Annotated in this window: 21 protein-coding genes; 17 read left to right on the top strand and 4 right to left on the bottom strand. The window is 71.3% G+C overall.

Annotated elements, in window-relative coordinates:
* Window positions 1-39: 39 nt before the first annotated feature.
* Entirely contained in the window at window positions 40-1446 is a 1407-nt protein-coding gene (locus ACIBG4_RS35790; RefSeq protein ID WP_397206171.1) for an MFS transporter, read from the bottom strand.
* A gap of 69 nt (window positions 1447-1515) precedes the next feature.
* The gene (locus tag ACIBG4_RS35785) at window positions 1516-2640 is read right to left on the bottom strand and encodes a cytochrome P450 (RefSeq protein WP_397206169.1); all 1125 of its coding nucleotides are present in this window, start codon (window positions 2638-2640) and stop codon (window positions 1516-1518) included.
* Between the two features lie 258 nt (window positions 2641-2898).
* Here ACIBG4_RS35785 and ACIBG4_RS35780 point away from each other — a divergent pair, with 258 nt between their 5' ends.
* From ACIBG4_RS35780 to ACIBG4_RS35710, 15 genes are all read left to right on the top strand, one after another.
* Window positions 2899-3162 carry a phosphoribosyl-ATP diphosphatase gene (locus tag ACIBG4_RS35780; protein WP_214636287.1) on the top strand — a complete coding sequence of 88 codons (264 nt, stop codon included), beginning with the start codon at window positions 2899-2901 and terminating at the stop codon, window positions 3160-3162.
* 66 nt (window positions 3163-3228) lie between these two features.
* A complete protein-coding gene (gene hisG / locus ACIBG4_RS35775; protein WP_310708957.1) occupies window positions 3229-4074 on the top strand; it encodes an ATP phosphoribosyltransferase in 846 nt (281 codons plus the stop codon).
* Window positions 4075-4284: 210 nt separating this feature from the next.
* Window positions 4285-5016: an acVLRF1 family peptidyl-tRNA hydrolase gene (locus tag ACIBG4_RS35770; protein ID WP_397206166.1), complete on the top strand. Its 732-nt coding sequence runs from the start codon at window positions 4285-4287 to the stop codon at window positions 5014-5016.
* Window positions 5017-5352: 336 nt separating this feature from the next.
* Window positions 5353-6369: a LacI family DNA-binding transcriptional regulator gene (locus ACIBG4_RS35765; RefSeq protein ID WP_397206164.1), complete on the top strand. Its 1017-nt coding sequence runs from the start codon at window positions 5353-5355 to the stop codon at window positions 6367-6369.
* Between the two features lie 13 nt (window positions 6370-6382).
* Window positions 6383-7039 carry a DUF1961 family protein gene (locus ACIBG4_RS35760; RefSeq protein ID WP_397206162.1) on the top strand — a complete coding sequence of 219 codons (657 nt, stop codon included), beginning with the start codon at window positions 6383-6385 and terminating at the stop codon, window positions 7037-7039.
* A 126-nt stretch (window positions 7040-7165) separates the two neighbouring features.
* Window positions 7166-7795 (top strand): YesL family protein, encoded by a 630-nt coding sequence (locus ACIBG4_RS35755; protein ID WP_397206160.1) that lies wholly within the window; start codon window positions 7166-7168, stop codon window positions 7793-7795.
* Window positions 7792-9348 (top strand): extracellular solute-binding protein, encoded by a 1557-nt coding sequence (locus tag ACIBG4_RS35750; protein ID WP_397206158.1) that lies wholly within the window; start codon window positions 7792-7794, stop codon window positions 9346-9348. Before ACIBG4_RS35755 ends, ACIBG4_RS35750 begins: the two co-directional genes overlap by 4 nt.
* Window positions 9349-9403: 55 nt before the next feature.
* On the top strand, window positions 9404-10381 hold the full coding sequence (locus ACIBG4_RS35745; RefSeq protein WP_355440829.1) for an ABC transporter permease subunit: 978 nt from the start codon (window positions 9404-9406) through the stop codon (window positions 10379-10381).
* A gap of 12 nt (window positions 10382-10393) precedes the next feature.
* Window positions 10394-11290 carry a carbohydrate ABC transporter permease gene (locus ACIBG4_RS35740; RefSeq protein ID WP_397206156.1) on the top strand — a complete coding sequence of 299 codons (897 nt, stop codon included), beginning with the start codon at window positions 10394-10396 and terminating at the stop codon, window positions 11288-11290.
* A complete protein-coding gene (locus tag ACIBG4_RS35735; protein ID WP_397206154.1) occupies window positions 11287-11907 on the top strand; it encodes a rhamnogalacturonan acetylesterase in 621 nt (206 codons plus the stop codon). Before ACIBG4_RS35740 ends, ACIBG4_RS35735 begins: the two co-directional genes overlap by 4 nt.
* Complete coding sequence (locus ACIBG4_RS35730) at window positions 11904-14618, top strand: Tat pathway signal sequence domain protein (protein WP_397206152.1); 2715 nt, start codon at window positions 11904-11906, stop codon at window positions 14616-14618. Before ACIBG4_RS35735 ends, ACIBG4_RS35730 begins: the two co-directional genes overlap by 4 nt.
* A gap of 168 nt (window positions 14619-14786) precedes the next feature.
* Window positions 14787-16385 carry an ABC-F family ATP-binding cassette domain-containing protein gene (locus ACIBG4_RS35725; protein ID WP_310708967.1) on the top strand — a complete coding sequence of 533 codons (1599 nt, stop codon included), beginning with the start codon at window positions 14787-14789 and terminating at the stop codon, window positions 16383-16385.
* Window positions 16386-16498: 113 nt separating this feature from the next.
* Window positions 16499-16714 (top strand): helix-turn-helix domain-containing protein, encoded by a 216-nt coding sequence (locus ACIBG4_RS35720; protein ID WP_020547488.1) that lies wholly within the window; start codon window positions 16499-16501, stop codon window positions 16712-16714.
* Window positions 16715-16837: 123 nt separating this feature from the next.
* Window positions 16838-17671 carry an enoyl-CoA hydratase/isomerase family protein gene (locus ACIBG4_RS35715; protein WP_397206150.1) on the top strand — a complete coding sequence of 278 codons (834 nt, stop codon included), beginning with the start codon at window positions 16838-16840 and terminating at the stop codon, window positions 17669-17671.
* A gap of 82 nt (window positions 17672-17753) precedes the next feature.
* Entirely contained in the window at window positions 17754-19640 is a 1887-nt protein-coding gene (locus tag ACIBG4_RS35710) for an ABC transporter ATP-binding protein (protein ID WP_397206148.1), read from the top strand.
* On the opposite strand, the gene ACIBG4_RS35705 is transcribed toward ACIBG4_RS35710, so the two are convergent.
* Window positions 19612-20493, bottom strand: coding sequence for a sulfotransferase family protein (locus ACIBG4_RS35705; protein WP_397206146.1), 882 nt, complete (start codon window positions 20491-20493; stop codon window positions 19612-19614). The genes ACIBG4_RS35710 and ACIBG4_RS35705 overlap by 29 nt on opposite strands.
* A 30-nt stretch (window positions 20494-20523) precedes the next feature.
* Between ACIBG4_RS35705 and ACIBG4_RS35700 the strand changes: the two genes are divergently transcribed.
* A complete protein-coding gene (locus tag ACIBG4_RS35700) occupies window positions 20524-21480 on the top strand; it encodes an LD-carboxypeptidase (protein WP_310708971.1) in 957 nt (318 codons plus the stop codon).
* Window positions 21481-21523: 43 nt separating this feature from the next.
* On the top strand, window positions 21524-22414 hold the full coding sequence (locus ACIBG4_RS35695) for a hypothetical protein (RefSeq protein WP_397206144.1): 891 nt from the start codon (window positions 21524-21526) through the stop codon (window positions 22412-22414).
* A gap of 14 nt (window positions 22415-22428) precedes the next feature.
* Here ACIBG4_RS35695 and ACIBG4_RS35690 read toward each other — a convergent pair whose 3' ends face one another.
* On the bottom strand, window positions 22429-24219 hold the full coding sequence (locus tag ACIBG4_RS35690) for a glycoside hydrolase family 15 protein (protein WP_397206142.1): 1791 nt from the start codon (window positions 24217-24219) through the stop codon (window positions 22429-22431).
* Window positions 24220-24275: the final 56 nt, after the last annotated feature.

Raw genomic sequence — 24275 nt, 5'->3', positions numbered from 1 at the left:
TTCATCGACCCGTTCGCCCGGGCCTGATCTCGTGGGGTGTCACCCCGATCGTTCCGGCGCGACGTCCGGCGGCGGCGCCGTCCGGGCGGCGGGCCGGCCGGGGCGCAGCAGCGTGACCAGCGCCAGCCCCAGCGCCGCGCTCGCCGCCACCACGACCGGCGGCGGGACGAGCTGGGCCGCCGCGCCCGCCACGGCGAAGCCGACGCCCTGCCAGAACATCAGCCCGGACGTCTGGATGCTCAGCGCCCGCCCGAGCAACCTCTCCGGGGCCGCGTCCACCAGCAGCGCGTCCAGCCCCAGATCGTGCGCCAGGCCCATGCCGGACAGCACGAGCAGCGCGACGGCCGACGGCAGCCCCGGCCACAGACCGAAGCCGAGCTGCGGCGCGAACATCAGCAGGGCCAGCGGCACGATCAGCCGCAGCCGCCGCCGCGGCGAGGCGATCCACAGGCACAGCACCTCACCCAGCACCGTGCCCACGGGCAGCGCCGACATGAGCAGCCCCAGCCCCAGCGTGCCGAACCCCTTCAGCTCCGCGTACGGGGCCGCCAGCGCCTCCGGAGCCACCGCCAGCGCGGGCGCGGCCCAGCCGAACACCAGGACCCGGCGCAGCCGTACGACCCGGAAGACCCGCCCCAGGCCGCCCACCGAGTCGCGGACGAGCGAGGCCGCGGTCCCGGCGGAGGCGGCCGGCCTGACCCTGACACCCGCGGCGAGCACCGCGGCCGACACCAGGAACGCGGCCGTGTCGATCAGCAGCACGGTTCGCGGCGTCACCACGACCAGCAGCAGCCCGCCGAGCGCGAAGCCGCTCACCTGCGCGGCCTGCGCCACCAGCCGGAAGAGGCTGCGACCGGCTATGTAGACGTCGCCGTCGAGCACACGGGGCAGCACCGCGGCCCGCGCCCCCGCGAAGACGGGCGCCACCAGGCCGATCGCGAACGCGGCGAGCAGCACCGCCACGACCGGCAGCCCGGGCAGCGCCATCACGGCGGCGAGCGCGGCCGTGGCCAGGTTGCACCCCACCAGCAGCCGGCGGACCGGCACCCGATCGACCAGCGCGGACAGCAGCACCCCACCGAACAGGTAGGGGACGAACGCCACGGTGAACACCAGGGCCGAGAGCAACGGCGACCCGGTCTGGCGGTAGACCAGCACGGTGAGCGCGAACTGGGTCATGATCGTGCCCAGCATGGCCGCCACGTGCGACAGGAACAGGGCACGGAACTCGGGGACGGCCAGGGCATCGCGGTAGCGGCCGCGCGCCGTCACGGCCGAGACGCCGGTCGAGACGTCGGCCGGGTCACTGGGAACATCGGCCGCGCCCCCGGTCGAGACGTCGGCCGGATCGCCGGGAACATCGGCCGGGCCGCCGACCAGGCCGTCGGGCGTGATGGAGGACGGGCCGGGGGAAGGATCGGGGGGCCGGCCGGTGGATCGGTCCATGGGGCCTCCTCGGAGGGTGGGACGCCGGCGCGGCCGGCCGCGCCGGTCATCGGGCGACCGGCCATGCGGCTACCGGTCAGTAGGCGTAGCGCATGCGGGATCACCTCCTCGGGAGAGCGTGACGGGCAGGGCTCGCACCCCGCGCAGGGTGCCGCTGTCCCACATGACCGGCTCGCCGTCGCGGCGTACGCCCGCGTAGCCGGCCAGCTCGGTGAACAGCACCCTGGCCTGCATCGACGCGACCCCGGCGCCCAGGCAGGCGTGCAGGCCGCGGCCGAAGCCGAGGTGCGGGTTGGGGTCGCGGCCCAGGCGCAGGGCGTCGGGCTCCCGGAAGACGGCGGGGTCGCGGTTGGCGGCGCCGATGATCAGCGTCACGCCGTCGCCGCCGCGCACCTTGTGGCCGCCCACCTCGGTGTCCGTCAGACAGCCGCGGGCGAGCACCTGCACCTGACTGGTGTAACGGACGACCTCTTGCACGGCGGATTCCGGATTTACGGTGAATTTTGGAAGGACGCCCGGATTATCGGTGAAGGCGAGCAGCGCGAGCGACAGCAGCCGGGCGGACGATTCGAAACCGGCGTGAAATGTGGACCGCAGGGAATTCATTACCAAACGACGATCCGCGCCGAGACCGTCGAGTTTTTGACTGACATATGCGAACATGCCGCCAGGACGGTGGTCGCTCATCCAGCGCTCGATCATCTCGTCCAGCTCCGCGCGCGCCGCGAGCCCGGCGGGTATCACCTCGGGCCGCAGCCCCGCGTCCATGGTGTCGATGACGGGCGGGGACACGCGCCGCAGCAGGGCGAGGTCCGGGGGGTCGACGCCGAGCAGGTCGCAGATCGTCCCGACCGTCAGCGGCAGGGCCACCTCGTCCACGAAGTCGGCCGTCCGCCCGTCCACCCCGGCCAGCAGCGCCCTGACCCGGGAGGCCGTGCGCCCGGCCAGCGCGACGTGGTCGCACGCCCGGTAGGCGGCCGTGAGCAGCCGCCGCACGGGAGGGTGCTCGGGCGGGTCCACGGTCTGCAGCATGACCAGCTCGCCGGGGACGCCCTCGCCGAGCCGCCGCCAGTCGGAGGTGAAGCAGTCGAGCCGCTTGAGCACCGCCGTGCAGTCCTCGTGACGCGTCAGCACCCAGGTGCCCAGCTCCTCGAACCAGAAGAACGGGTCGTTCTCGCGCCATGCCGAGTACACCGGAGCGGGGTCGCGCAGTATTTCGGGGCGGAGCAGTGTACGGAGCGAAAGCGGAAAGAGGCTTTCCGTCGGCACAAAAGCCTCCATCGGCTGGTCGAAAATTCCCCTGTTCATTTGCCAAATGGACCATAGATGAATGACAGAATGGGGTCAAGATCAGTTCGCCGGCATCGTGTCTCGCGTTCCGGACACCGGACGTGCGACCCACGCGGGCCGACTAGGCTGGTCGTGCACGTCAGCCGACCGACGAGAGAGACCATGAAGACCTTCGAAGAGCTGTTCGCCGAGCTGTCCGAGAAGGCGCGCACCCGGCCCGCGGGGTCGGGCACCGTGGCCGCGCTCGACGCCGGCGTCCATGCCATCGGCAAGAAGGTCGTCGAGGAGGCCGCCGAGAGCTGGATGGCCGCCGAGCACGAGTCCAGCGACCGGGCCGCCGAGGAGATCTCCCAGCTTCTCTACCACGTGCAGGTGCTCATGCTCGCGAAGGGCATCGGGCTGGACGAGGTCTACAAGCATCTCTAGGGCGCCCGGCGCCCGCCTCGCCCGACCCACGCCCGCACCCGCGAGACACGAAGAGACGACACCGACATGATCCGACTGGCAGTACCCAACAAGGGCGCCCTCAGCGAAGCCGCCCAGGCCATGCTCAAGGAGGCCGGCTACCGGCCCCGCCGGGACAGCAAGGAGCTGTTCGTCCTCGACGAGGACAACGGCTGCGAGCTGTTCTTCCTGCGCCCGCGCGACATCGCCGTCTACGTCGGCGAGGGCACCCTCGACGCCGGCATCACCGGCCGCGACATGCTCGTCGACTCCGGCGCGCCGGTCGAGGAGATCATGCCGCTCGGCTTCGGCGACTCCACGTTCCGCCTGGCCGCCAGGCCCGGCACGCTCTCGTCGGTCAAGGACCTCGACGGCATGCGCGTGGCCACCTCCTACACCGGGCTGCTCGGCAAGTACCTGTCCGACGCGGGCGTCGACGCGCGCGTCATCAAGCTCGACGGCGCGGTCGAGACCGCCATCCGGCTCGGCGTGGCCGACGCGATCGCCGACGTCGTCGAGACCGGCACGACGCTGCGCAACGTCGGCCTGGAGGTGTTCGGCGAGCCGATCATGCGCTCGGAGGGCGTGCTGATCAAGCGGCAGAGCGCCCCGGAGTCACCCGGCGTCCAGCAGCTCGTGCGCCGCTTCCAGGGCGTCGTGCACGCGCGCGACTTCGTCATGATGGACTACGACATCCGCGCCGAGCGCATCGAGGAGGCCATCGCGCTGACGCCCGGCATGGAGGGCCCGACGGTGTCGCCGCTGCACCGCGAGGGCTGGGTCGCGGTCCGCGCCATGGTCCGGCGCAAGGGCCACCAGCAGGTGATGGACCAGCTCTGGGACATCGGCGCCCGCGCGATCCTGGTCACCGACATCTACGCCTGCCGCCTCTGACCGGCCCTTCTCCTGTCCCCGGCGGCTTTCGGGTCACCGCCGGGGCCTCTCTCGCGTGCCGCACGCCGCCGGGCGGCCCGCACTGCGCATGTCGTGGGGCTCGCGCGCGGTCGTTTCCGGCCGGACACCCCGCTCCGCCGACCGGTGGAGCGGGCGCGTCGGTTAGCCTTCGGGCATGAGCGCGCGACCGGCCAAGGGTAGCCTTCGGGCATGAGCGCGCGACCGGCCAAGGGCGGCGGGCGGTGGGTGTCCGTGCCCCCCGAGCGGGTCCACCCGTGGATCGACGGGTTCGCTGACCGGCACGGGCCGTTCGAGGCGACGGGTGACGACCGGGCGGTGCGGCTGGTGGCCGCCGACGGGGCGCTCGCCGAGCTGCACGCGCCCTTCCCGCCCATGCCCCCGGGGCCGCCGCACGTCACCCGGCTCGTCGCGCACGCCCGCGCGGAGCGGCGGATCGGTGTCGTGCTGGTACGGCTCGGCGGGTACGCGGCCGGGGTGTTCCAGGGCTCGGAGCTGGTGGCGTCCAAGGTCGGCTCCCGGCTCGTCCAGGGCCGCACGGCGGCGGGCGGCTGGTCCCAGCAGCGCTTCGCCCGACGGCGCCGCAACCAGGCGGACCAGGCGCTGGACAAGGCCGCCGACACGGCGCTGCGCGTGCTGACGCCGTACCTGCCGGAGCTGGAGGCCGTGGTGCTCGGGGGAGACCGGCGGGCCGTGGACGCGCTGCGCGCCGACCGCCGGCTCGCGCCGCTCCTGGCGCTGGAGGCGGAGCCGTTCCTGACGGTCCCGGACCCCAGGCTGGCGGTGCTGCGGGAGACGCCCGCCCAGTTCCGGGCGGTCCGCGTCCACGTGGTGGACCCGCCATCGCCCACGGGTACGGGACCCGCTGCGGGCGACCCGGCTTCCCGACTGGACCGCGGGGGAGCCGCGCCCAAAGGTTCGTGACTCCGGCCCGGCAACCCGGCTTCCCGGATGGACCGCGGGGGACCTGCGCCCGAAGGTTCGTGACTCCGGTCCGCTGACGCGGCTTCCCGGCTCGATCGCACGGGGCTCGCACGCGGCCGTCCGCCGTCTTCGGAGGCGCGGGACCGGCTCCCTCGCTCCGAGTCCGTTCGGTGGGTGGGTTGACGGGGCATTCGGCGGGGTCACAATGAAACGCGAAGTAGAATATTGTTCCGGTAAGCGGTTGCCAGAGAAACCGCAGGTTGAGTCGATTCAAAAGAATGTTCAAGGCCGCTATGATGAGCGACGTTCACCCCCGGCGCGGCCTCGTGAGGATCCATGGCGACAAGGAGCATCAAGGAGGTCGCGCGTCTGGCGCGCGTCTCGGTCGGCACCGTGAGCAACGTGCTCAACCGGCCGGAGATCGTCGCGCCGGCGACCCGGGCACGGGTGTTCGACGCCATCCGCGAGCTGGGCTTCGTGCGCAACGAGGTGGCCCGCCACCTGCGCGTCGGCCGCAGCCGCACGGTCGGCCTGGTCGTGCTGGACGTGGCCAACCCGTTCTTCGCCGACGTCGCGCAGGGCGCCGAGGCGCTGGCCGACGAGCACGACACGATGGTCGTGCTGTGCAACAGCGGGGCCGATCCGAGCCGTGAGCGGCGCCATCTCGACCAGCTCGAACAGCAGCGCGTCATGGGCATACTGATCACCCCGGTCGACGCGCAGCATCCCCGGCTGGCCGAGCTGGCCGCCCGGGGGACGCCCGTGGTGCTGGTCGACAGCGCCGCCACCGGCCTCCAGTGCTCGGTGGCCGTGGACGACCGGCTCGGCGGCCAGATCGCCGCCGCCCACCTCATCGAGCGGGGACATCGCCGCATCACGTTCGTCGGCGGGCCGCCGTCGATCAAACAGGTGGCCGACCGGCACGCGGGTGTGGCCGGGGCCGTCGCCGCGGCCGGGGGCGTGGAGCTGATCGACTCCTCGATGCCCATGCTCAGCGCCGCGGCCGGGCGCGCCGCCGGTGAGCGCGTCGCGGCCATGCCCGCGGGCGAGCGGCCGACGGCCGCCTTCTGCGCCAACGACCTGCTCGCGCTCGGGTTCCTGCAGGCCATGGCCGCGTGCGGGCTGCGCGTGCCCGACGACATGGCGATCGTCGGCTACGACGACATCGACTTCGCCGCCGCCGCGGCGGTCCCCCTCTCGTCGGTGCGGCAGCCGCGCGAGCTGCTCGGCCGCACGGCCATCGAGCTCCTGCTGGAGGAGGTCGCCCACCCGGAGCGGCACCGGCACCGGCAGGTGATCTTCCAGCCGGACCTGGTCGTCCGGGAGTCCAGCGCACCGCGAAGGCGCAGCTAGAAGGAGCACCACCGTGACCGAGATCTACCGCAACCGGCTCGCGGGACCCGACGACCTGGCGGGCTTCCGGATGGAGGGGGCCGGGGCGGTCTCCTTCCCCCTGGGCAGGATGCGGCTGGAGAGCCTGCGCCCGCCGGCCGACGGGCAGGCGGCCAACCTGGTGCTGTGGTGTCCCGAGGACTTCCCCGCGGACGTGCGGATCGAGTGGGACTTCTGGCCGGTCAGGGAGCCGGGCCTGGCCATCCTGTTCTTCCACGCGCGGGGCAGGGGCGGCGAGGACCTGTTCGACCCGGCGCTGGCCAGGCGTGACGGGCCGTACGAGCAATATCACAGCGGCGACATCGACGCCTACCACGTGTCCTACTTTCGACGGATGTGGCCCTCGGAGCGAAAGTTGCATACCTGCAACCTGCGCAAGAGCCACGGGTTCCATCTGGTCGCGCAGGGGCCCGACCCGCTGCCCGCGGTGCTCGACGCCGAGGGCCCCTACGCCATGCGTCTCGACATCCGCGCAGGTGAGGTCACGTTCTCGGTCAACGATTTGGTCTCGTTCAGCTGGATGGACGAGGGCCTCGCAGGCGGTCCGGCCCTGGCCGGAGGCAAGGTCGGCTTCCGGCAGATGGCCCCATTGATTGGCGAATACGGAAATCTCCGGGTTTCGCGTCATTGACTCTGAGTCGATTCAACACTACGTTCGCCACCACCGAGACGTTCATCCGTCCGTAACGGGGCGGGAACCACGGTGCAACACCCCCATCGCCGTGTCCGTGCACACGCCACGAGAAAGTGCTGCCGGATGAGCCATACCACCACGTCAACCAGGGTCTACGCGGTCTGCTCGGAGCTCGTCTGGGCGGTCCGCCTGAACCTGCTGTGGATCGCCTTCACTCTCGCGGGTGGAGTCGTCCTGGGTCTGGGCCCCGCCACCGTCGCCGCCTACACGCTGGCTCGGAGGCACGCCCGTGGTGAATCGTTTCAGGCGATTCCGGAGTTCTGGTCCGTCTACCGGCGGGAGTTCGTCCGCGGCTCGCTGCTGGTGCTGCCGGTGGCGGTGCTGGCCGTCCTCTTGGTCGGCAACTACCTGTACCTCTCCGCACTCGGGCCCAGCATGGGAACGCTGCGGATCGCGACCTTCGTGGCGCTCATCGCACTGGCCGGTGTGGGGGCGTACGTGGGGCCGCTCTACGCGCACTTCGACCTGCCGCTCCGGGCGTACTGGCCCAAGGCGGTACAGCTAGCGCTCCTGCGCCCGGCCTCGTCCGTGCTGTTGCTGCTAGCCCTCTCAGCCATCGCCTACGCGACCTCGGCGGCGCCCATCCTCGCCCCGGTGATCAGCTTCGGCGCGTGGATCTACCTCAACACGTGGCTCTGCCTGCGCTTCTTCGAGGAGAACGAGGCGCGCCTGCATTCGAAAGGGAACACATGAGCGCACCCCGTCGCCGCCGGCTCATCGCCGGTGCGCTAACGCTCACGGCTGCACTCACCGCCTCGGCCTGCTCCGGCGGCGGTGACGCGCCCGCGGCGGATACCAACACGATCACGTTCGTGTCGAGGCTGTTCGGGACGGCGCCCGATCCCAAGGGCGAGATGCAGCAGGCGATCGAGAAGTTCCTCGGCAAGAAGATCCAGGTCACCTGGGTGCCCAACGCCGAGTACTCCGACAAGCTCAACGTCATGCTCGCCTCGGACAAGATCCCGCAGGTCGTGGACGTGGACCCGCACATGCCGGCGTTCGTCAAGTCCGCCCAGGCCGGAGCGTTCTGGGACCTGACCGACAAGCTGGACAAGTACCCGAACCTCAAGCCCGCCGACGAGCGCACGGGCCTGAACTCCTCCATCAACGGCAAGATCTACGGCTTCTACCGGATGCGCCCCCTGCTGCGCTCGGCCATCGTCATCCGTAAGGACTGGCTGAAGAAGCTCGGCCTGGAGGAGCCCAAGACGGTCGACGACCTGTACGAGATCGCCAAGGCCTTCACCGAGAAGGACCCGGACGGCAACGGCAAGAACGACACCTACGGCCTCGTCATCCCGAAGTGGCCCGGCAACTACGCCACCGCCAGCCCGTACGACGTGATCGAGACCTGGTTCGGCGCCCCGAACGGCTGGGGAGAGCGCGACGGCAAGGTCGTGCCGGGCTTCGACACCCCCGAGTTCCTCGAGGCCAACCGGTGGCTGAAGAAGATGGTCGACGGCGGCATGGTCAACCCCGACTTCGCCACCCTCGACGCCGCCAAGTGGAACGAGCCGTTCCACCAGAACAAGGGCGGCATGATCATCGACGTCAACATCCGCTCCCGGCAGGTCCTCGACCTGTTCAAGGAGGACGACCCGGAGAACTACGGTGACAAGGTCACCATGGTCGGCAACCTCGCCCGCTCCGACGGCAAGAAGTTCTCCTACCCGTTCACCGGCTACAACGACGTCCTGGCCATCTCCAAGCAGAGCGTGCGGACCGACGCCGAGCTCGACAACGTCCTGAAGACGCTGGACAAGCTGGCCACCAAGGAGGGCCAGGTCCTCCTTCAGAACGGCATCGAGGGCCGCAACTTCAAGGTCGAGAACGGCGACACCGCCGCGCTCATCAACGAGGACGACCCCGCGGTCAAGACCATCCAGGACAACGTCGACGACGCCTTCACCCAGCTCAGCACCAAGGGCACGATCGACATCGGCGGCATCGCCTACCAGCGCGTGCCGTCCGGCGAGCCCTACAAGAACATGCTGAAGCTCCAGAAGGAGCTGGTGGCCGAGGACCTCAAGACGGCCGTGCACAACGTGGGCCTGCCCGTGGTCTCGCCCACCGCCGTCGCCAAGGGCGCGCTGCTCGACACGATCATTCCGGACGCCCGGATCAAGTACCTGTCGGGCACCTTCTCCGAGGACCAGCTCAAGGCCGAGATCAAGCGCTGGTACGACAGCGGCGGCACGCAGGTGACCGCCGAGGTCAACGACCTGGTCTCCAAGCTCGGTCAGTAGACGCCCTGAGGGGCCCGGGCCGCGGCCCGGGCCCCTCACACGAAAGGAGGCCGCTGTGGCCACCGACCTGGCGCCGCCTCGCGTGAAGGCGGTCCCCACGGCCAAGAAGCGGCGCGCGGACAAGGTGCCGCTCGGTACGGCGCTCATGCGCTACCGCTGGCTCTACCTGATGCTCCTTCCGGGCCTGGCCTACTTCGTGATCTTCAAGTACCTGCCGATGTACGGCGTGACGATCGCGTTCCAGGACTTCCTGCCCTTCCTCGGCTACTCCGGCAGCCCCTGGGTCGGCTTCAAGCACTTCCAGGAGCTGTTCGCCGGGCCCGACTTCGGGCGGCTGCTGTTCAACACGATGTTCCTGGCGCTGCTGCACATCGTGTTCGTCTTCCCCGCGCCGATCATCGTCGCGCTGCTGCTGAACGAGCTGCGGATCAACGTGCTCAAGCGCACGGTCCAGTCGCTGGTCTACATCCCGCACTTCCTGTCCTGGACGATCGTCGCCTCGCTGACGTACCTGCTGTTCGCGGCCGACTTCGGGGTGATGTCCGGCTGGATCCGCGACATCATGGGCGACACGGCGAAGATCGACTACATGGCGATGGAGGACTGGTTCCGGCCGCTGATCATCCTGCAGCAGCTCTGGAAGCAGACCGGCTGGGGCACGATCATCTACCTGGCCGCGCTGGCCGGTGTGGACCCCAACCTGTACGAGGCCTCGCGCATGGACGGCGCCGGCCGCTTCCGGCAACTGTGGCACGTCACGCTGCCCGCGATCCGCCCCACGGTCGTCGTCATGGCGATCCTCGCCTCCGGCAACCTGCTCGACTCGGGTTTCGAGCAGATCTGGCTCATGACCACCTCGCTGAACCGCTCGGTGGCGGACGTGTTCGACACCTACGTCTACTACGCCGGCATCACCCAGGGCGCCATCAGCTACTCCACGGCGGTCGGCCTGTTCAAGGGCGTGGCCGGTGTCCTGTTGATCTTCGGCTCCAACTGGCTCGCCAAGCGCCTCGGCCAGCGTGGACTGTTCTAAGGAGCCCCGAGCATGAAGACCAAGACCGAAACGCCGGTCGGCAACGGCAGCTCCCTCGGCAGCCGCGTGTTCGACACGCTGAACATCGTCGTGCTCAGCGCCCTCGCGCTGATCACCATCCTGCCGCTGCTGTACGTCCTGGCCGGATCGTTCGCCGGCGAGGCGGAGATCTCCTCGCGGCCCTTCTTCCTGTGGCCGAAGAAGATCGTCACCGAGTCGTACCAGTACATCTTCGCCACCGACACCTTCGTCCGCGCGCTGGTCACGACCATCGTGGTGACGGCGGTCGGCACGGTGGTGCAGCTGCTGCTGACGTTCACCATGGCCTACCCGCTGGCCAAGCGGTACCTGCCGGGCCGGACGCTGGTGCTGAACCTGGTCATCTTCACCATGGTGTTCTCCGGCGGCATGATCCCCACCTACCTGGTGGTGCGCGACCTCGGGCTGCTGGACAGCTACTGGGCGCTGATCCTGCCACTGGCGATCAACCCGTTCTACCTGATCATCGTGAAGAGCTTCTTCCAGGAGCTGCCGCAGGCCCTGGAGGAGGCGGCGCGGATCGACGGCTGCAACGAGATGGGCGTCTTCTTCAAGATCGTGCTGCCGCTGTCGAAGCCGATCATCGCGACGTTCTCGCTGTTCTACGCGGTGGCCATCTGGAACGACTACATGTCGCCGCTGCTGTACCTCAGCGACCCGTCCAAGTGGACCTTGCAGATCCTGGTGCGCCAGCTCACCAACAACGACGCGGCCAACGCCCTGGCGCAGATGGACCGGACCTGGGTGCCGCCGGAGCAGGGGCTGAAGTTCGCCGTCGTGGTGATCGCGACGCTGCCGATCCTGTTCGTCTACCCGTTCCTGCAGAAGCACTTCGCCAAGGGAGTGCTCATCGGAGGCGTCAAGGAATGACCTGTACGGTGCTGCTGGCCGGGGACTCGACGGTGGCGTCGTGCCCGGCGTCCGAGGCGCCGATGTCCGGGTGGGGCGCGCAGCTCGGGGGCCACGTCGGGGGTCCGGTGCGCAACTTCGCCAAGGGCGGGGCCACCACGGCCGGCCACCGGGCCGAGGGCCTGTGGGCCGCGCTCCTGCTGGAGGCGGCTCCCGGCGACCTCGTGGTGATCCAGTTCGGGCACAACGACCAGAAGGAGCCCGAGCTGCCGTACCGCGACAACCTGCGCGCCTTCGTCGAGGAGGCGCGCGGCGCGGGCGCCCTGCCGGTGCTGTGCACGCCCGTGCAGCGCCGCCGGTTCGTGGGGGACCGGCTGGCGCCGACGCACGGCGACTACCCGGACCGGGTCCGCGCGCTCGCCGCCGAGCGGGGCGTGCCGCTGATCGACCTGACGGCCGCCACCACCGAGCTGTACGAGCGCCTCGGCCCGGAAGGGTCGAAGGCGCTGTTCACCCACTTCCCGCCCGGCCGGCATCCCCTTCACCCGGACGGGGTGGCCGACGACACCCACTTCTGCTTCCGCGGCGCCGACGAGGTGGCCGCCATCGTCGCCGAGCGACTGAAGGAGATCGCATGACCGTGCTGCGCTGGCTGGACCGACCCGCGGAGCAGGGGGTGACCTGGGGAGTCCCCTGGTCGCGCGGCACGGTGGAGCCGGGCGCGGCGTTCGCCCTGGCCGATCCGCAGGGCCGCGAGGTCCCGGTGCAGAGCTGGGTGACCGCGACCTGGCCGGACGGCTCGGTGAAGTGGTCGGCGCACGCCGTCGCCCCGCAGGCGGAGCCAGCCGCGACGTACCGGCTGGAGCCCGGCCGCGGCCCGGCCGCCCCCTCCTCGCCCGTCACCGTGACGCGCGGGGACGGCGTGCTGCGCGTGAGCACGGGCGTCGTGACCTGGACGATCGAGGAGTCGGGCGCCACGCTCGCCCGCTCGGTGGAGCGCGGCTCCCAGGAGATCGTCCGCGACGTCCGCCTGGTCAGCCTGCACCAGGACGGGCCCACACCCGACGACGCCGGCACGCTCACGAGAGCCGAGGCGACCGGTCACGTCACCCGCGTCACCGTCGAGCAGGACGGCCCGGTCCGCGCGGTCGTCCGGCTGGAGGGCCACCACGTCCGCACGGCGGGAAGCACGGCGGGAGGCCCGCTGGGAGTCACGGCGGGAGGCCCGCTGGGAAGCACGGCGGGAGGAGACGGCGGCGCGCGGCTGCCGTTCAGCGTGCGGCTGTACTTCTACGCCGGGGCCGAGGACGTCCGCGTGGTGCACACGTTCGTCTGGGACGGTGACCCCGAGCGGGACTTCCTGGCCGGGCTCGGCCTGCGCGCCGACGTCGTCATGCGCGACGAGCTCCACGACCGGCACGTACGGCTGGCCGGGCCGGACGGGTTCCTCACCGAGGCCGTGCGCGGGCTGACCGGGCTGCGCCGCGACCCGGGCGAGGTCGTGCGGCGGGCGCAGGTCGAGGGCCGGCCGTGCGGCCCGATCGGCAACCCGGAGGTGGCCGGCCGCCTGCACCTCATCCCGGCGTGGAACGACTACACCCTCGACCAGACCTCCGCCGACGGCTTCACGCTGCGCAAGCGCACCGGCGAGGGCCACGCCTGGGTGACGATCCCCTCGGGCACCCGCTCGGCCGGCTACGGCTACGTGGGCGGGGTGAGCGGCGGGCTCGGGTTCGGGCTGCGCGACTTCTGGCGGCTGCACCCGACGCGGCTGGACGTGCGCGGCGCGGCCACGGACCTCGCCACGGCGACGGTGTGGCTGTGGTCGCCGTCCGCCCCGGCCATGGACCTGCGGTTCTGGCACGACGGCATGGGCCAGGACACGTACGCCGAGCAGCTCGAAGGGCTGGAGATCACCTACGAGGACCACGAGCCGGGCTTCGGCGACGCCCACGGCGTCGCCCGCACCCACGAGCTGACCCTGCGCGTCCACGAGGCGACGCCCCCGGCAGAGGCGCTGGCCGCGCACGCCGCGGCCATGAACGACCCCGCGCTGCTGACGGCCCCGCCCGCGCGGATCCGCGCGGCGGGCGTGTTCGGCGACTGGGCGCTGCCGGACCGCTCGACCCCGGCCCGCGCCGCGATCGAGGACCGGCTGGACTTCCTGTTCGACCTGTACACGCGGGAGCGGGAGCAGCGCCGCTGGTACGGCTTCTGGGACTACGGCGACGTCATGCACACCTACGACGCCGACCGGCACACCTGGCGCTACGACGTGGGCGGCTACGCCTGGGACAACTCGGAGCTGTCGCCCGACCTGTGGCTGTGGTACCAGTTCCTGCGCACCGGGCGGGCCGACGTCTTCCGCTTCGCCGAGGCGATGACCCGCCACACCGGCGAGGTCGACGTCTACCACCTGGGCCGCTGGAAGGGGCTGGGCAGCCGGCACAACGTGCAGCACTGGGGGTGCAGCTGCAAGCAGCTGCGCATCTCCAACGCCGCCTACCGGCGCTTCTTCTACTACCTGACCGCCGACGAACGCGCCGGCGACCTGCTCGACGAGCTGTCCGAGCCGGAGGCGACGTTCGTGGCGATCGACCCGCAGCGCAAGGTGCGCGAGGACGTCTACACGCCGGACCCGTCGGCGTTGTCGGTCGGGCTGGGCACCGACTGGGGCGCGCTCGCGGCGGCCTGGCTGACCCGCTGGGAGCGGCACGGCGACGAGCGGGCGCGTGACCGGCTGCTCGGCACGATGGCCGGCATCGGGGCGCTGCCGCAGGGGTTCCTGACCGGCGAGGCCCGGCTCGACCTGGCCACGGGGCGCTTCGACGCCTCCCGCGACGCGATCATGGTCTCGCACCTGTCGTCGGTGTTCGGCCTGCCGGAGATGTGCTCCGAGCTGATCGCGCTCGACCTGGACGTGCCGGGCTTCGAGCGGGCCTGGCTGGACTACTGCCGGCTCTACCTGGCGCCCGCCGCGGAGCAGGCCGCCGAGGTGGGGGAGCCGCTGCGCGGCATCTCGCTGGTGCAGGCGCACAGCCGGCTCACCGCGTACGCGGCGGCCCGAACGGGCGACGCGGCGCAGGCGGCGCGGGCCTGGCGCAAGTTCTACCTGGACGAGGACGACCAGCTCAACCGCAACGAGCTGCAGCGCGAGCCGCACTGGCGGCTGACCCGCGTGGAGGGGCCGGGCGTGCTCGCCGCCGTCGAGGAGGCGCCGTTCGTCTCGACCAACGACGCCGCCCAGTACGGCCTGGCGGCCATCCAGAATCTCGCGCTCATCGGCGACCACCTCCCGGAGCAGGCTCCCGGCGAGAAGGAGAACCCGGAGGAGGCGTCCCGGCGGTAGGGGAGGGAGCGCCGGGACACAGGTGACGAGCAGGGCGATAACGGGAGGTGGTACTCCAGCTCAGGGGCCTACACTGATCGGTATGCACACTCCCGATTGACGGCACGGCGCACGCGGCCGCCGCACACCCCATCCCTCGTTTCCTAGCTCGGGAGTGTTCCGTCAACCATGATCATTGCCAATGACATCGAGCTGCGCGCCGGCGCGCGCCTGCTCATCGAAAGCGCCTCCTTCCGGGTCAACCCGGGCGACAAGATCGGCCTGGTGGGCCGCAACGGCGCGGGTAAGACCACGCTGACCAAGGTCCTGGCCGGCGAGGCGCTGCCCGCCTCCGGGACGGTCACCACGAGCGGCAGCGTCGGCTACCTGCCGCAGGACCCCCGCACCGGCGACCTGCAGGTGCTCGCCCGCGACCGCATCCTGTCCGCCCGCGGGCTCGACGAGGTGCTGCGCAAGCTGCGCGAGGCCGAGCTCGGCATGTCCTCCGCCGACGACAAGACCCGCGAGAAGGCGGTGCGCCGCTACGGCCGGCTGGAGGACCAGATGCACGTCCTCGGCGGCTACGCGGCCGAGGCGGAGGCCGCCTCGATCGCCTCCAGTCTCGGTCTGCCGGACCGCGTCCTCGGACAACCGCTGGAAACGCTTTCCGGCGGACAGCGCAGGCGCGTGGAATTGGCGCGCATTCTTTTCAGCGGTGCGGAAACTCTCCTTCTTGACGAGCCGACAAACCACCTAGATGCGGACTCAATCGGGTGGCTTCGTGATTTTTTGCGTTCCCATCAGGGCGGCTTGGCGATCATCAGCCATGACGTCGGCCTTCTTGAAGCCACGGTCAACAAGGTCCTGCACCTCGACGCAAACCGCTGTGTCATCGACCACTACAACGTCGGCTGGAAGGCCTACCTGGCCCAGCGCGAGACCGACGAGAAGCGGCGCAAGCGCGAGCGGGCCAACGCCGAGAAGCAGGCCGGAGCCCTGCTCGCCCAGGCCGACAAGATGCGCGCCAAGGCCACCAAGGCCAAGGCCGCGCAGGACATGATGCGGCGCGCCCACCGGCTGCTGGCCGGCACCGAGGAGGAGCGCCAGAGCGACAAGGTGGCCCGCCTGCGCTTCCCGCAGCCGCAGCCGTGCGGGCGCACCCCGCTCACCGCCGAGGGCCTGTCCAAGTCGTACGGCTCGCTGGAGGTCTTCACCGACGTCAGCGTGGCCATCGACCGAGGTCACCGGGTCGTCATCCTCGGGCTCAACGGCGCGGGCAAGACCACGCTGCTGCGGATTCTGGGCGGCATCGAGAAGCCCGACACGGGCGAGGTCCGCCCCGGCCACGGCCTCAAGATCGGTTACTACGCCCAGGAGCACGAGACGCTCGACGGCGAGCGCACGATCCTGGAGAACATGCGCTCGGCCGGCGGCGAGTTCACCGACACCGAGCTGCGCAAGGTGCTCGGCTCCTTCCTGTTCAGCGGCGACGACTCCGACAAGCCGGCGGGCGTGCTGTCCGGCGGCGAGAAGACCCGCCTGGCGCTGGCCATGCTGGTCCTCTCCAGCGCCAATGTCCTCCTCCTCGACGAGCCAACGAACAACCTCGATCCGGTCAGCCGCGAGCAGGTTCTCAACGCTCTGAGGTCGTATTCAGGAGCAATCGTCCTCGTGACCCACGACGAGGGTGCCGTTGACGCCCTGTCACCGGATAGGGTGATCTTGCTACCGGACGGAACTGAAGACGCGTGGAGCGCCGAATTTTCCGATCTTGTGGCACTTGCCTGATCTTAATTTGGGCGGGTACGGATCTTTTCCCATGGAGTAGGTAGCCGATCCCGCTGAAATGACTGATCATGGCGGAGTAACGCTGCGGAAGTCCGGCACTACAGGAGGTACTCGTGGCCGAGACACTGAAGAAGGGCACCCGGGTCACCGGGGCCGACCGTGAAAAGCTGGCCGGCGATCTCAAGAAGCGCTACGCCGCGGGTGAGAGCATCCGTGCGCTCGCCGCTTCGACCGGTCGGTCCTACGGGTTCATCCACCGCATCCTGAGCGAGTCCGGTGTGACTCTGCGCGGGCGCGGCGGGGCGACCCGAGGCAAGTCCAAGCGCTGACGGCCGCCTCGGAACGTGCGACCGCAGCCGCTCGTCCCTAGTCAGCCAGCCGCCGCGCCCGGGCCCAGAATCTCATTCTGTAAGCTCGGGCGCGACGGTTCAGTGGCGAAGAGGGAGCGGGCGATGGCGGAAGCGAAGGCGCCACAGCAGCGCGGGGGGAACGCGGACAACGTGTTCGCCGAGGATCCGGCGGAGACGGGACTGCGCTTCGAGGTGGACGGTGAGATCGCGACGATCACGCTGGACCGGCCGGACAAGCGGAACGCTCAGACGTTCGCGACCTGGTCAGCGTTGGCCCGAATCGGTGATGACCTACCGGACCGGGTGCGCGTCGTCGTTGTGAGAGGTGAGGGACCGTCCTTCTCGGCAGGCATCGACCTGCGGATGTTCACACCAGAGGGGGTGCCCGGACAGGGCTCGTTCAGTTCGACGGCGCGGCTCGGGGCCGCGGCGTTCGAGCAGCGGTTGCGGCAGGCACAGCGGGGGTTCCTGTGGCTGCGCCGCCCCGAGATCGTTTCCATCGCGGCCGTGCAGGGTCACGCGATCGGCGCGGGTTTCCAGCTCGCGCTCGCCTGCGACCTGCGGATCGTGGCCGACGACGTCAAGTTCTGCATGAAGGAGCCCGCCCTGGGGCTGGTCCCCGATCTGACCGGGACCAAGCCGCTGGTCGAGCTGGTGGGCCTGGCCAAGGCGATCGACATCTGCCTGACCGCCCGGATCGTGGAGGCCGACGAGGCCCAGCGGATCGGGCTCGCCGAGCAGGTCGTCGCCCGCGACGGCCTGGACCGGGCCGTACACGACAAGATCGCCGGGCTGCTCTCGACCAACCGGGACGCGGCGGCGGCGACCAAGCGACTCCTCCAGGGAGCGCGCTCGCGCACCCTGGAGGAGCAGTGCGCGGCCGAGGGCGCCGAGCAGGCCGAACGCCTCCGCGCGCTGTTCTCCTCTCAACCTTGACCCCAGGACGGGTTTCGCGCTGAGCGGAGCCGGGAATTACCGGGCGTCCCGGCGGCGCTCATACCGGGGAGGAGGGCCCCGGATGGCGATGATGGGAGGGGGCTTCGGCCCCCAGTTGATGGCGTCGCTGCGCCGCGACGAGTCGGTCACCAAGCAGCGGCTCACGCCCGGCACCGTGCGGCGCATCGCGGGCTACGCCCGGCCGTACACCCGGCAGATCACCGCGTTCCTGCTGCTGGTGATGGCGGGGGCGGTCGTCGTGGTGGCCAACCCGCTGCTGATGAAGGCGATCATCGACGACGGCATCCTGCCCCGCCGCACCGACGTCGTGGTGGGGCTGGCGCTGGCGATCGGGGCGCTCGCGCTCCTCGACGCCGGGCTCACGCTGGCGCAGCGGTGGTTCTCGGCCCGGCTCGGCGAGGGGCTGATCTACGACCTGCGCACCGAGGTGTTCGACCACGTGCAGCGCATGCCGGTCGCCTTCTTCATGCGGGCGCAGACCGGTGCGCTCGTCTCGCGGCTCAACACCGACGTCATCGGCGCCCAGCGCGCCCTGACCAGCACCCTGTCATCCGTCGTGTCCAACGTGATCAGTCTGGTGCTCGTGCTGGGCGCCATGCTCGTGCTGTCGTGGCAGGTGACGCTGGTCGCCCTGGTGCTGCTGCCGATCTTCGTGATCCCGGCCAAGTGGGTGGGCCGGCGCATGTCGGCGCTGACGCGCGAGCAGATGCGGCTCGACGCCGAGATGAGCTCCGTCACCACCGAGCGCTTCAACGTGGCCGGCGCGATGCTCGCCAAGCTCTACGGCCGGCCCGAGGACGACGCCGCGATGTTCGGCGGGCGCGCGGCCCGGGTGCGCGACGTCGGCGTCACGGTCGGCATGTACGGCACCGTGTTCCGGGTGGCGCTCGGCCTGGTCGCGGCCCTGGCGACCGCCCTGGTGTACGGCATCGGCGGCGTGCTGGCCATCGGCGACGTGTTCGAGCTGGGCACGCTGGTCGCCCTGGCCGCCCTGCTCATGCGCCTGTACGGCCCGCTGACGTCGCTGTCGAACGTGCACGTGGACGTGATGACGGCGCTGGTCAGCTTCGACCGGGTCTTCGAGATCCTCGACCTGAAGCCCATGGTGGCCGAGCGGCCCGACGCCCGGTCGGTGCCCGACGGGCCGGTGACGATCGAGTTCGACGACGTCCACTTCCGTTACCCGGCGGCCGAGGAGGTGTCGCTGGCCTCGCTGGAGTCGGTGGCCCGGCAGGACACCGCCCCCTCGCACCCCGTGCTCAAGGGCGTGTCGTTCACCGGCAGGCCGGGCCGGCTCGTGGCGCTGGTCGGCCCGTCCGGAGCGGGCAAGACCACGATCACCTCCCTGGTGTCCCGGCTCTACGACGTGAGCGAGGGCGCGGTCCGGCTCAACGGGCTCGACGTGCGCGAGGCCACGCTCGCCTCGCTGCGCGACACCGTCGGCGTGGTGGCGCAGGACCCCCACCTGTTCCACGACACGATCGGCGCCAACCTGCGGTACGCCCGGCCCGGCGCGAGCGACGAGGAGCTGTGGGAGGCGCTGCGCGCCGCGCAGATCGGCGAGCTGGTGGAGGCCCTGCCCGACGGGCTCGACACGGTCGTCGGCGACCGCGGCCACCGGCTGTCGGGCGGCGAGAAGCAGCGGCTGGCGCTGGCGCGGCTGCTGCTGAAGGCGCCGCGCGTCGTCGTCCTCGACGAGGCCACGGCGCACCTCGACTCGGAGTCGGAGGCGGCCGTGCAGCAGGCGCTGAAGACCGCCCTGGCGGGCCGCACCTCGCTGGTCATCGCCCACCGGCTGTCCACGATCCGCGAGGCCGACGAGATCCTGGTGGTCCAGGACGGGCGGATCGCCGAGCGGGGCACCCACGACGAGCTGCTGGCGCGCCGCGGCCTCTACGCGGAGCTGCACTGCACGCAGTTCAACTCGTCAGGTAGCCCAGCGTCGTGAGCTCCTGCCGGGCGACCTTCTCCACCAGCGCGAGGTCGTCGGGCCGCAGCCGGGAGCGGCGGGAGCCCGGCTCCGAGGGGCCGCCGTACAGGGCGACCTTGGAGACGCGCGTGCCGAGGAAGTCCGCGACCGAGGCCGCCGCCTGGGCGGGCCTGAGCGCCAGGTCCTCATAGCGCAGCGTCAGGAGCTGGTCCTCGGGCAGGTCGCGGCGGAGCGTGGCGCTGAGGCGCACGGCGCTGCGCCAGCGCAGGGCGCTCTTGCCGGCGACCGGCATGCCCTTCCACTTGTCGAGGTGCTCGTCGCGGTTGACGCCGAGGAACGCGTTGGGGAACTCCGTTCCCTCCGACAGCATCGCCGGCTTGAACCAGGCCAGGCACGCCGGGTCGGCGAGCATGTCGGCCACCACGTCACGGCCGTCGCGGACGATCTGCACGAACCGGGCGTCGGGGAAGGCCCGCAGCAGCGTGGCCGCGCTGTAGATCAGGTCGGGGCTCGCGTCGCCGAAGCGGGTGACGTCCCCCGTCGAGACGCAGGGACCGGCGCCGGTGACGCCGCCCGCGTCGCGGCACGCCTCGCCGCACTGGCGGCACGAGCCGGGCAGCACCTGCCACGACTCGGCGAGCGCGTCGCGCAGCACCCGCACGGCGCCGGAGCTCTCGCCGAGGGACGGCTTGCGGGCGAAGGCGTACAGGACATGGGCCACGCCGGTCCGGCCCATGGTCATGTGGAAGCCCGGTGACCGTTTCAGGGCGCGGCCGAGCAGGTCCGTGCCGGAATGCGGCGCTCCGAGCAGGAAGACCGGCCGGCGGACCTTGATGCCGTTGACCACGAGGATGTGGGGCGGAAGTCGCATACGAGATGCAAGTGTGACACCGTTTTCCCCGTGAACGAGCCAGGGAACGAGCCAGGGAACGGGCCGTCGCGGCCTGACGGACAGATCACCCCGATCCGGCCCGGGGACACCGTCGCCGTCGTGGCGCCGTCGGGGCCGCCGGACGCCGCGCTGCTGAAGCGCGGAGTCGAGCGGCTGGAGGGGCTGGGGCTGAAGGTCGTGGCCGGCGGGCGGGTCCTCGACCGGCAGGAGCTGCCGTACCTGGCCGGCTCGGACGCGGACCGCGCCGCCGACCTGCAGGCCGCCTGGTGCGATCCGGCCGTGACGGCGGTGTTCTGCGCCAGGGGCGGGTACGGGGCGGCGCGGCTGCTCGGCCTGATCGACTGGGACGCGATGCGGGCGGCCGGCCCGAAGACGCTGGTCGGCTCCAGCGACATCACCGCGCTGCACCACGTGTTCGCGGCCGAGCTGGGCGTGCCGACCCTGCACGGCCCGATGCCGGCCTGCGACACGATCGCCGGCGGTGACGCCCCCGAGCCGGTGTCGTGGGAGCACCTGCGGGCGGCCCTGACGGGGCAGGCGCCCCCGGTCACCGGCGACCGGGCGCTGGCCCCGGGCCGGGCCGAGGGCGTGCTGGCCGGGGGCAACCTGTCGCTGCTGGCCTCGATGTGCGGCACCCGCCACCACCCGTCGTTCGACGGGAAGATCGTCCTTCTGGAGGACATCGGCGAGGAGCCGTACCGGATCGACCGGATGCTCACCCAGCTCCTTCAGGCGGGCGCCTTCGACGGCGTCCGGGGCCTCGTGCTCGGCTCGTGGGTGGACTGCGGCGACCCCGCTCCGGTGCTGCGTGACCGGCTGCTGCCGCTCGGGGTGCCGGTCCTGGCGGGCCTGCCGGTTGGACACGGATCACCACAGCTGAGTGTGTGGCTTGGAGCCCCGGCCGTTATCGATACCGAATCGTGCTCGCTGGCTGGGCCGCTCCGCAGTGGGGAGCAGGCAAGGTAGGAGATACATATCGGGATGAAACGGACATGATGGGACACGGCACGTGACGTTCTTCAAACGTGGCCGGAAACCCCCGCGCAGGGCGATCGAGGACGTCGACCTCGACTCCCTGCTCGCACTCGTCGCCGAGACTCTCGGCTTCACCTGCGTCTTCGCCGCCGACGGCGGCTCGCTCACCCTCGGTCTCCCGGCTCCCCGCCGGCCGCGCGAAGGCGAGATCCTCGTCCGGCTGGCCGGGCTGCGCCGCGAGGCGGGCCGCCGCCCGCGCGAGGACTGGCCGACCCTCGTCTCCGAGCATCTGGCACGAGCCGTCGGCGCCGCGGGGGACCGGGTGGACGTGTGCGACTTCGAGCAGGCGGCGCCGCTGCTGCGCACCCGCGTCGAAGCGGTGGACGAGGTGCCCGACCCGGCCCGCGTGGTCGGCCGGCACCTCAACGCCGACCTGGTGGAGCTGCTCACCGTCGGGGACCGCCCGGTGCTGCCCGAGGAGGCCGGCTGCTGGCCCCTGCCCACGGCCGAGGCCCTGGAGCTGGCCGTCGCCAACGTCCGGCGCGGCGAGAGGCTGACGGTGGAGGCCGTCGAGCTGTCCGGCACGGCCGTCGTCCGGCTGACCGGGCCCAGGCCGTCGGCGGCCACGCACCTGCGCTGGCTCGGCGACTACCTTCCGGTGCCCGCCCACGGCGCGCTCGCCGTGCTGCCCGACCCGTACACGCTGCTCGTCCATCCGGTGAACGGGATCGGCGTGGTGCGCGCCATCGAGCGGCTGCGCGTCCACGCCGCCCGCACCGGCGGGCTCAGCCCGCAGGTCTACTGGTGGCACGGGGGCCGGTTGACGCTCATCCGGGCCGACATCGAGCTGCGGGGCGGCCAGACGAGACTGGTCGTCGCCCCGCCGCCCGACTTCGCCCACGTCCTGGCCCGCCTCGCCGCCTGAGCGGGACGCCCGGCTCAGGTGTCGCGGCCCAGCTTGGGGGTGCGGTCGCTCTCCGACAGCGCGCGGGCCGCGTGGATCAGCGGCACGTGGCTGAACGCCTGCGGGAAGTTGCCGACCAGGCGGCCGTAGCGGGGGTCGTACTCCTCCGCCAGCAACCCCACGTCGTTGCGCAGCGCCAGCAGCCGCTCGAACAGCTCCTTCGCCTCGTCCCTGCGCCCCTGCAACGCCATCACCTCGACCAGCCAGAAGCTGCACGCCAGGAACGCGCCCTCGCCGCCGGGCAGGCCGTCCACCGCGTTGTCCTCGGCCACGGGGTAGCGCAGCACGAAGCCGTCGGCCATCAGCTCCTTCTCGATGGCCGCCACGGTGCCCACCATGCGCGGGTCGTCCGCCGGCAGGAAGCCGACCATGGGCATCAGCAGCAGCGACGCGTCCAGCTCGCTGGAGCCGTAGGACTGCGTGAAGGTGTTGCGCCTGGCGTCGAAGGCGTTCTCGCACACCTCGGCGTGGATGCGGTCCCGGATGCTCCGCCACTTGTCGGCGGGGCCGACCCGGCCGTAGCGCTCGACGTACTTGACCGCCCGGTCCAGGGCCACCCAGCACATGACCTTGGAGTGGGTGAAGTGCCGGCGGGGGCCGCGCACCTCCCACAGGCCCTCGTCGGGCTCGTCCCAGTGCTCCTCGACGTAGTCCAGGAGCTGCCGCTGGATGGACCAGGCCCGCTGGTCGGCCGTCAGCCCGGAGGCGCCGGCCAGGTAGAGGGCGTTCATCACCTCGCCGTACACGTCGAGCTGGAGCTGGTTGACGGCGTCGTTGCCGATGCGGACGGGCCGGGAGCCCTCGTAGCCGTCGAGCCAGTCGAGCTGCATCTCCGGCAGCCGCCGCTCGCCCGCCACGCCGTACATGATCTGGAGGTCCTGCGGCCGGCCGGCGATCGCGCGCAGCAGCCAGGCCCGCCACTCGGCGGCCTCACCGAGGTAGCCGTTGTTGATGAGCGCCTCCAGCGTCATCGTGGCGTCGCGCAGCCAGCAGAAGCGGTAGTCCCAGTTGCGCACCCCGCCGAGGTCCTCCGGCAGGGACGTCGTGGGGGAGGCGACGATGCCGCCGGTGGGGGCGTACGTGAGCGCCTTGAGGGTGATGAGGGAGCGCACCACGGCCTCGCGCCAGGGGCCCTGGTGGGTGCAGGTCTCCACCCACTCCTTCCACAGGGCCTCGGTCTCGTCGAGCTGGGCCTCGGCGTGGATCTGCTCGGGCATCGGCTCGTGCGACGGATGCCAGGTGAACACGAACGGCAGCCGCTGGCCCGCCTTGACGTGGAAGGCGGCGCGGTGGGCGTAGTCGCCGCCCTTGAGGGGGACGGGGGAGTGCAGCCAGGCGGAGTCGGGCCCGCCGACGGCCTGGAGGTGCCCGTCGGTACGGCGCACCCACGGGACGATCCGGCCGTAGTCGAAGCGCACCCGCAACTGCGTGGCCACCTCCACCGTGCCGGAGACGCCCTCGACGATCCGCACCACGTCGGGGTTGCGGTCGCGGGGCGGCATGAAGTCGATGACCCGGACGGTGCCCGTGGGGGTGTCCCACTCGCTCTCCAGGATCAGCGTGTCGGGGCGGTAGCGGCGGCGGGTGGCGGGCTGCCTGCCGGGCGGGCCGATCCACCAGTGGCCGTTGCGGTCGCCGCCGAGCAGCGCCGCGAAGCAGGCCGGGGAGTCGAATCTGGGCAGGCAGAGCCAGTCGATCGAGCCGTCCCTGCCCACCAGGGCGGCCGACTGCATGTCTCCGATCAGCGCGTAGTCCTCGATCCGCATGCCTTGACGCTACTCGGCCGGAGGGTGATCACGCGGCCGGGTCCGATCACGTCGCG

The organism is Nonomuraea sp. NPDC050383, from assembly GCF_044459125.1.
In the GTDB taxonomy this organism is placed as follows: domain Bacteria; phylum Actinomycetota; class Actinomycetes; order Streptosporangiales; family Streptosporangiaceae; genus Nonomuraea.
The sequence above is the reverse complement of the archived record's forward strand: the minus strand, read 5'-3'. Positions and strand labels throughout refer to the sequence as shown.

Bases quoted from the DNA above. Each gene is read 5' to 3' on its own strand.
- ACIBG4_RS35690 (WP_397206142.1), bottom strand. From the start codon at position 24,219: ATGCGGATCGAGGACTACGCGCTGATCGGAGACATGCAGTCGGCCGCC.
- ACIBG4_RS35725 (WP_310708967.1), top strand. From the start codon at position 14,787: ATGATCATTGCCAATGACATCGAGCTGCGCGCCGGCGCGCGCCTGCTC.
- ACIBG4_RS35710 (WP_397206148.1), top strand. From the start codon at position 17,754: ATGGCGATGATGGGAGGGGGCTTCGGCCCCCAGTTGATGGCGTCGCTG.
- ACIBG4_RS35780 (WP_214636287.1), top strand. From the start codon at position 2,899: ATGAAGACCTTCGAAGAGCTGTTCGCCGAGCTGTCCGAGAAGGCGCGC.
- ACIBG4_RS35750 (WP_397206158.1), top strand. From the start codon at position 7,792: ATGAGCGCACCCCGTCGCCGCCGGCTCATCGCCGGTGCGCTAACGCTC.
- ACIBG4_RS35735 (WP_397206154.1), top strand. From the start codon at position 11,287: ATGACCTGTACGGTGCTGCTGGCCGGGGACTCGACGGTGGCGTCGTGC.
- ACIBG4_RS35715 (WP_397206150.1), top strand. From the start codon at position 16,838: ATGGCGGAAGCGAAGGCGCCACAGCAGCGCGGGGGGAACGCGGACAAC.
- ACIBG4_RS35790 (WP_397206171.1), bottom strand. From the start codon at position 1,446: ATGGACCGATCCACCGGCCGGCCCCCCGATCCTTCCCCCGGCCCGTCC.
- ACIBG4_RS35730 (WP_397206152.1), top strand. From the start codon at position 11,904: ATGACCGTGCTGCGCTGGCTGGACCGACCCGCGGAGCAGGGGGTGACC.
- ACIBG4_RS35770 (WP_397206166.1), top strand. From the start codon at position 4,285: ATGAGCGCGCGACCGGCCAAGGGCGGCGGGCGGTGGGTGTCCGTGCCC.
- ACIBG4_RS35740 (WP_397206156.1), top strand. From the start codon at position 10,394: ATGAAGACCAAGACCGAAACGCCGGTCGGCAACGGCAGCTCCCTCGGC.
- ACIBG4_RS35755 (WP_397206160.1), top strand. From the start codon at position 7,166: ATGAGCCATACCACCACGTCAACCAGGGTCTACGCGGTCTGCTCGGAG.
- ACIBG4_RS35705 (WP_397206146.1), bottom strand. From the start codon at position 20,493: ATGCGACTTCCGCCCCACATCCTCGTGGTCAACGGCATCAAGGTCCGC.
- hisG (WP_310708957.1), top strand. From the start codon at position 3,229: ATGATCCGACTGGCAGTACCCAACAAGGGCGCCCTCAGCGAAGCCGCC.
- ACIBG4_RS35765 (WP_397206164.1), top strand. From the start codon at position 5,353: ATGGCGACAAGGAGCATCAAGGAGGTCGCGCGTCTGGCGCGCGTCTCG.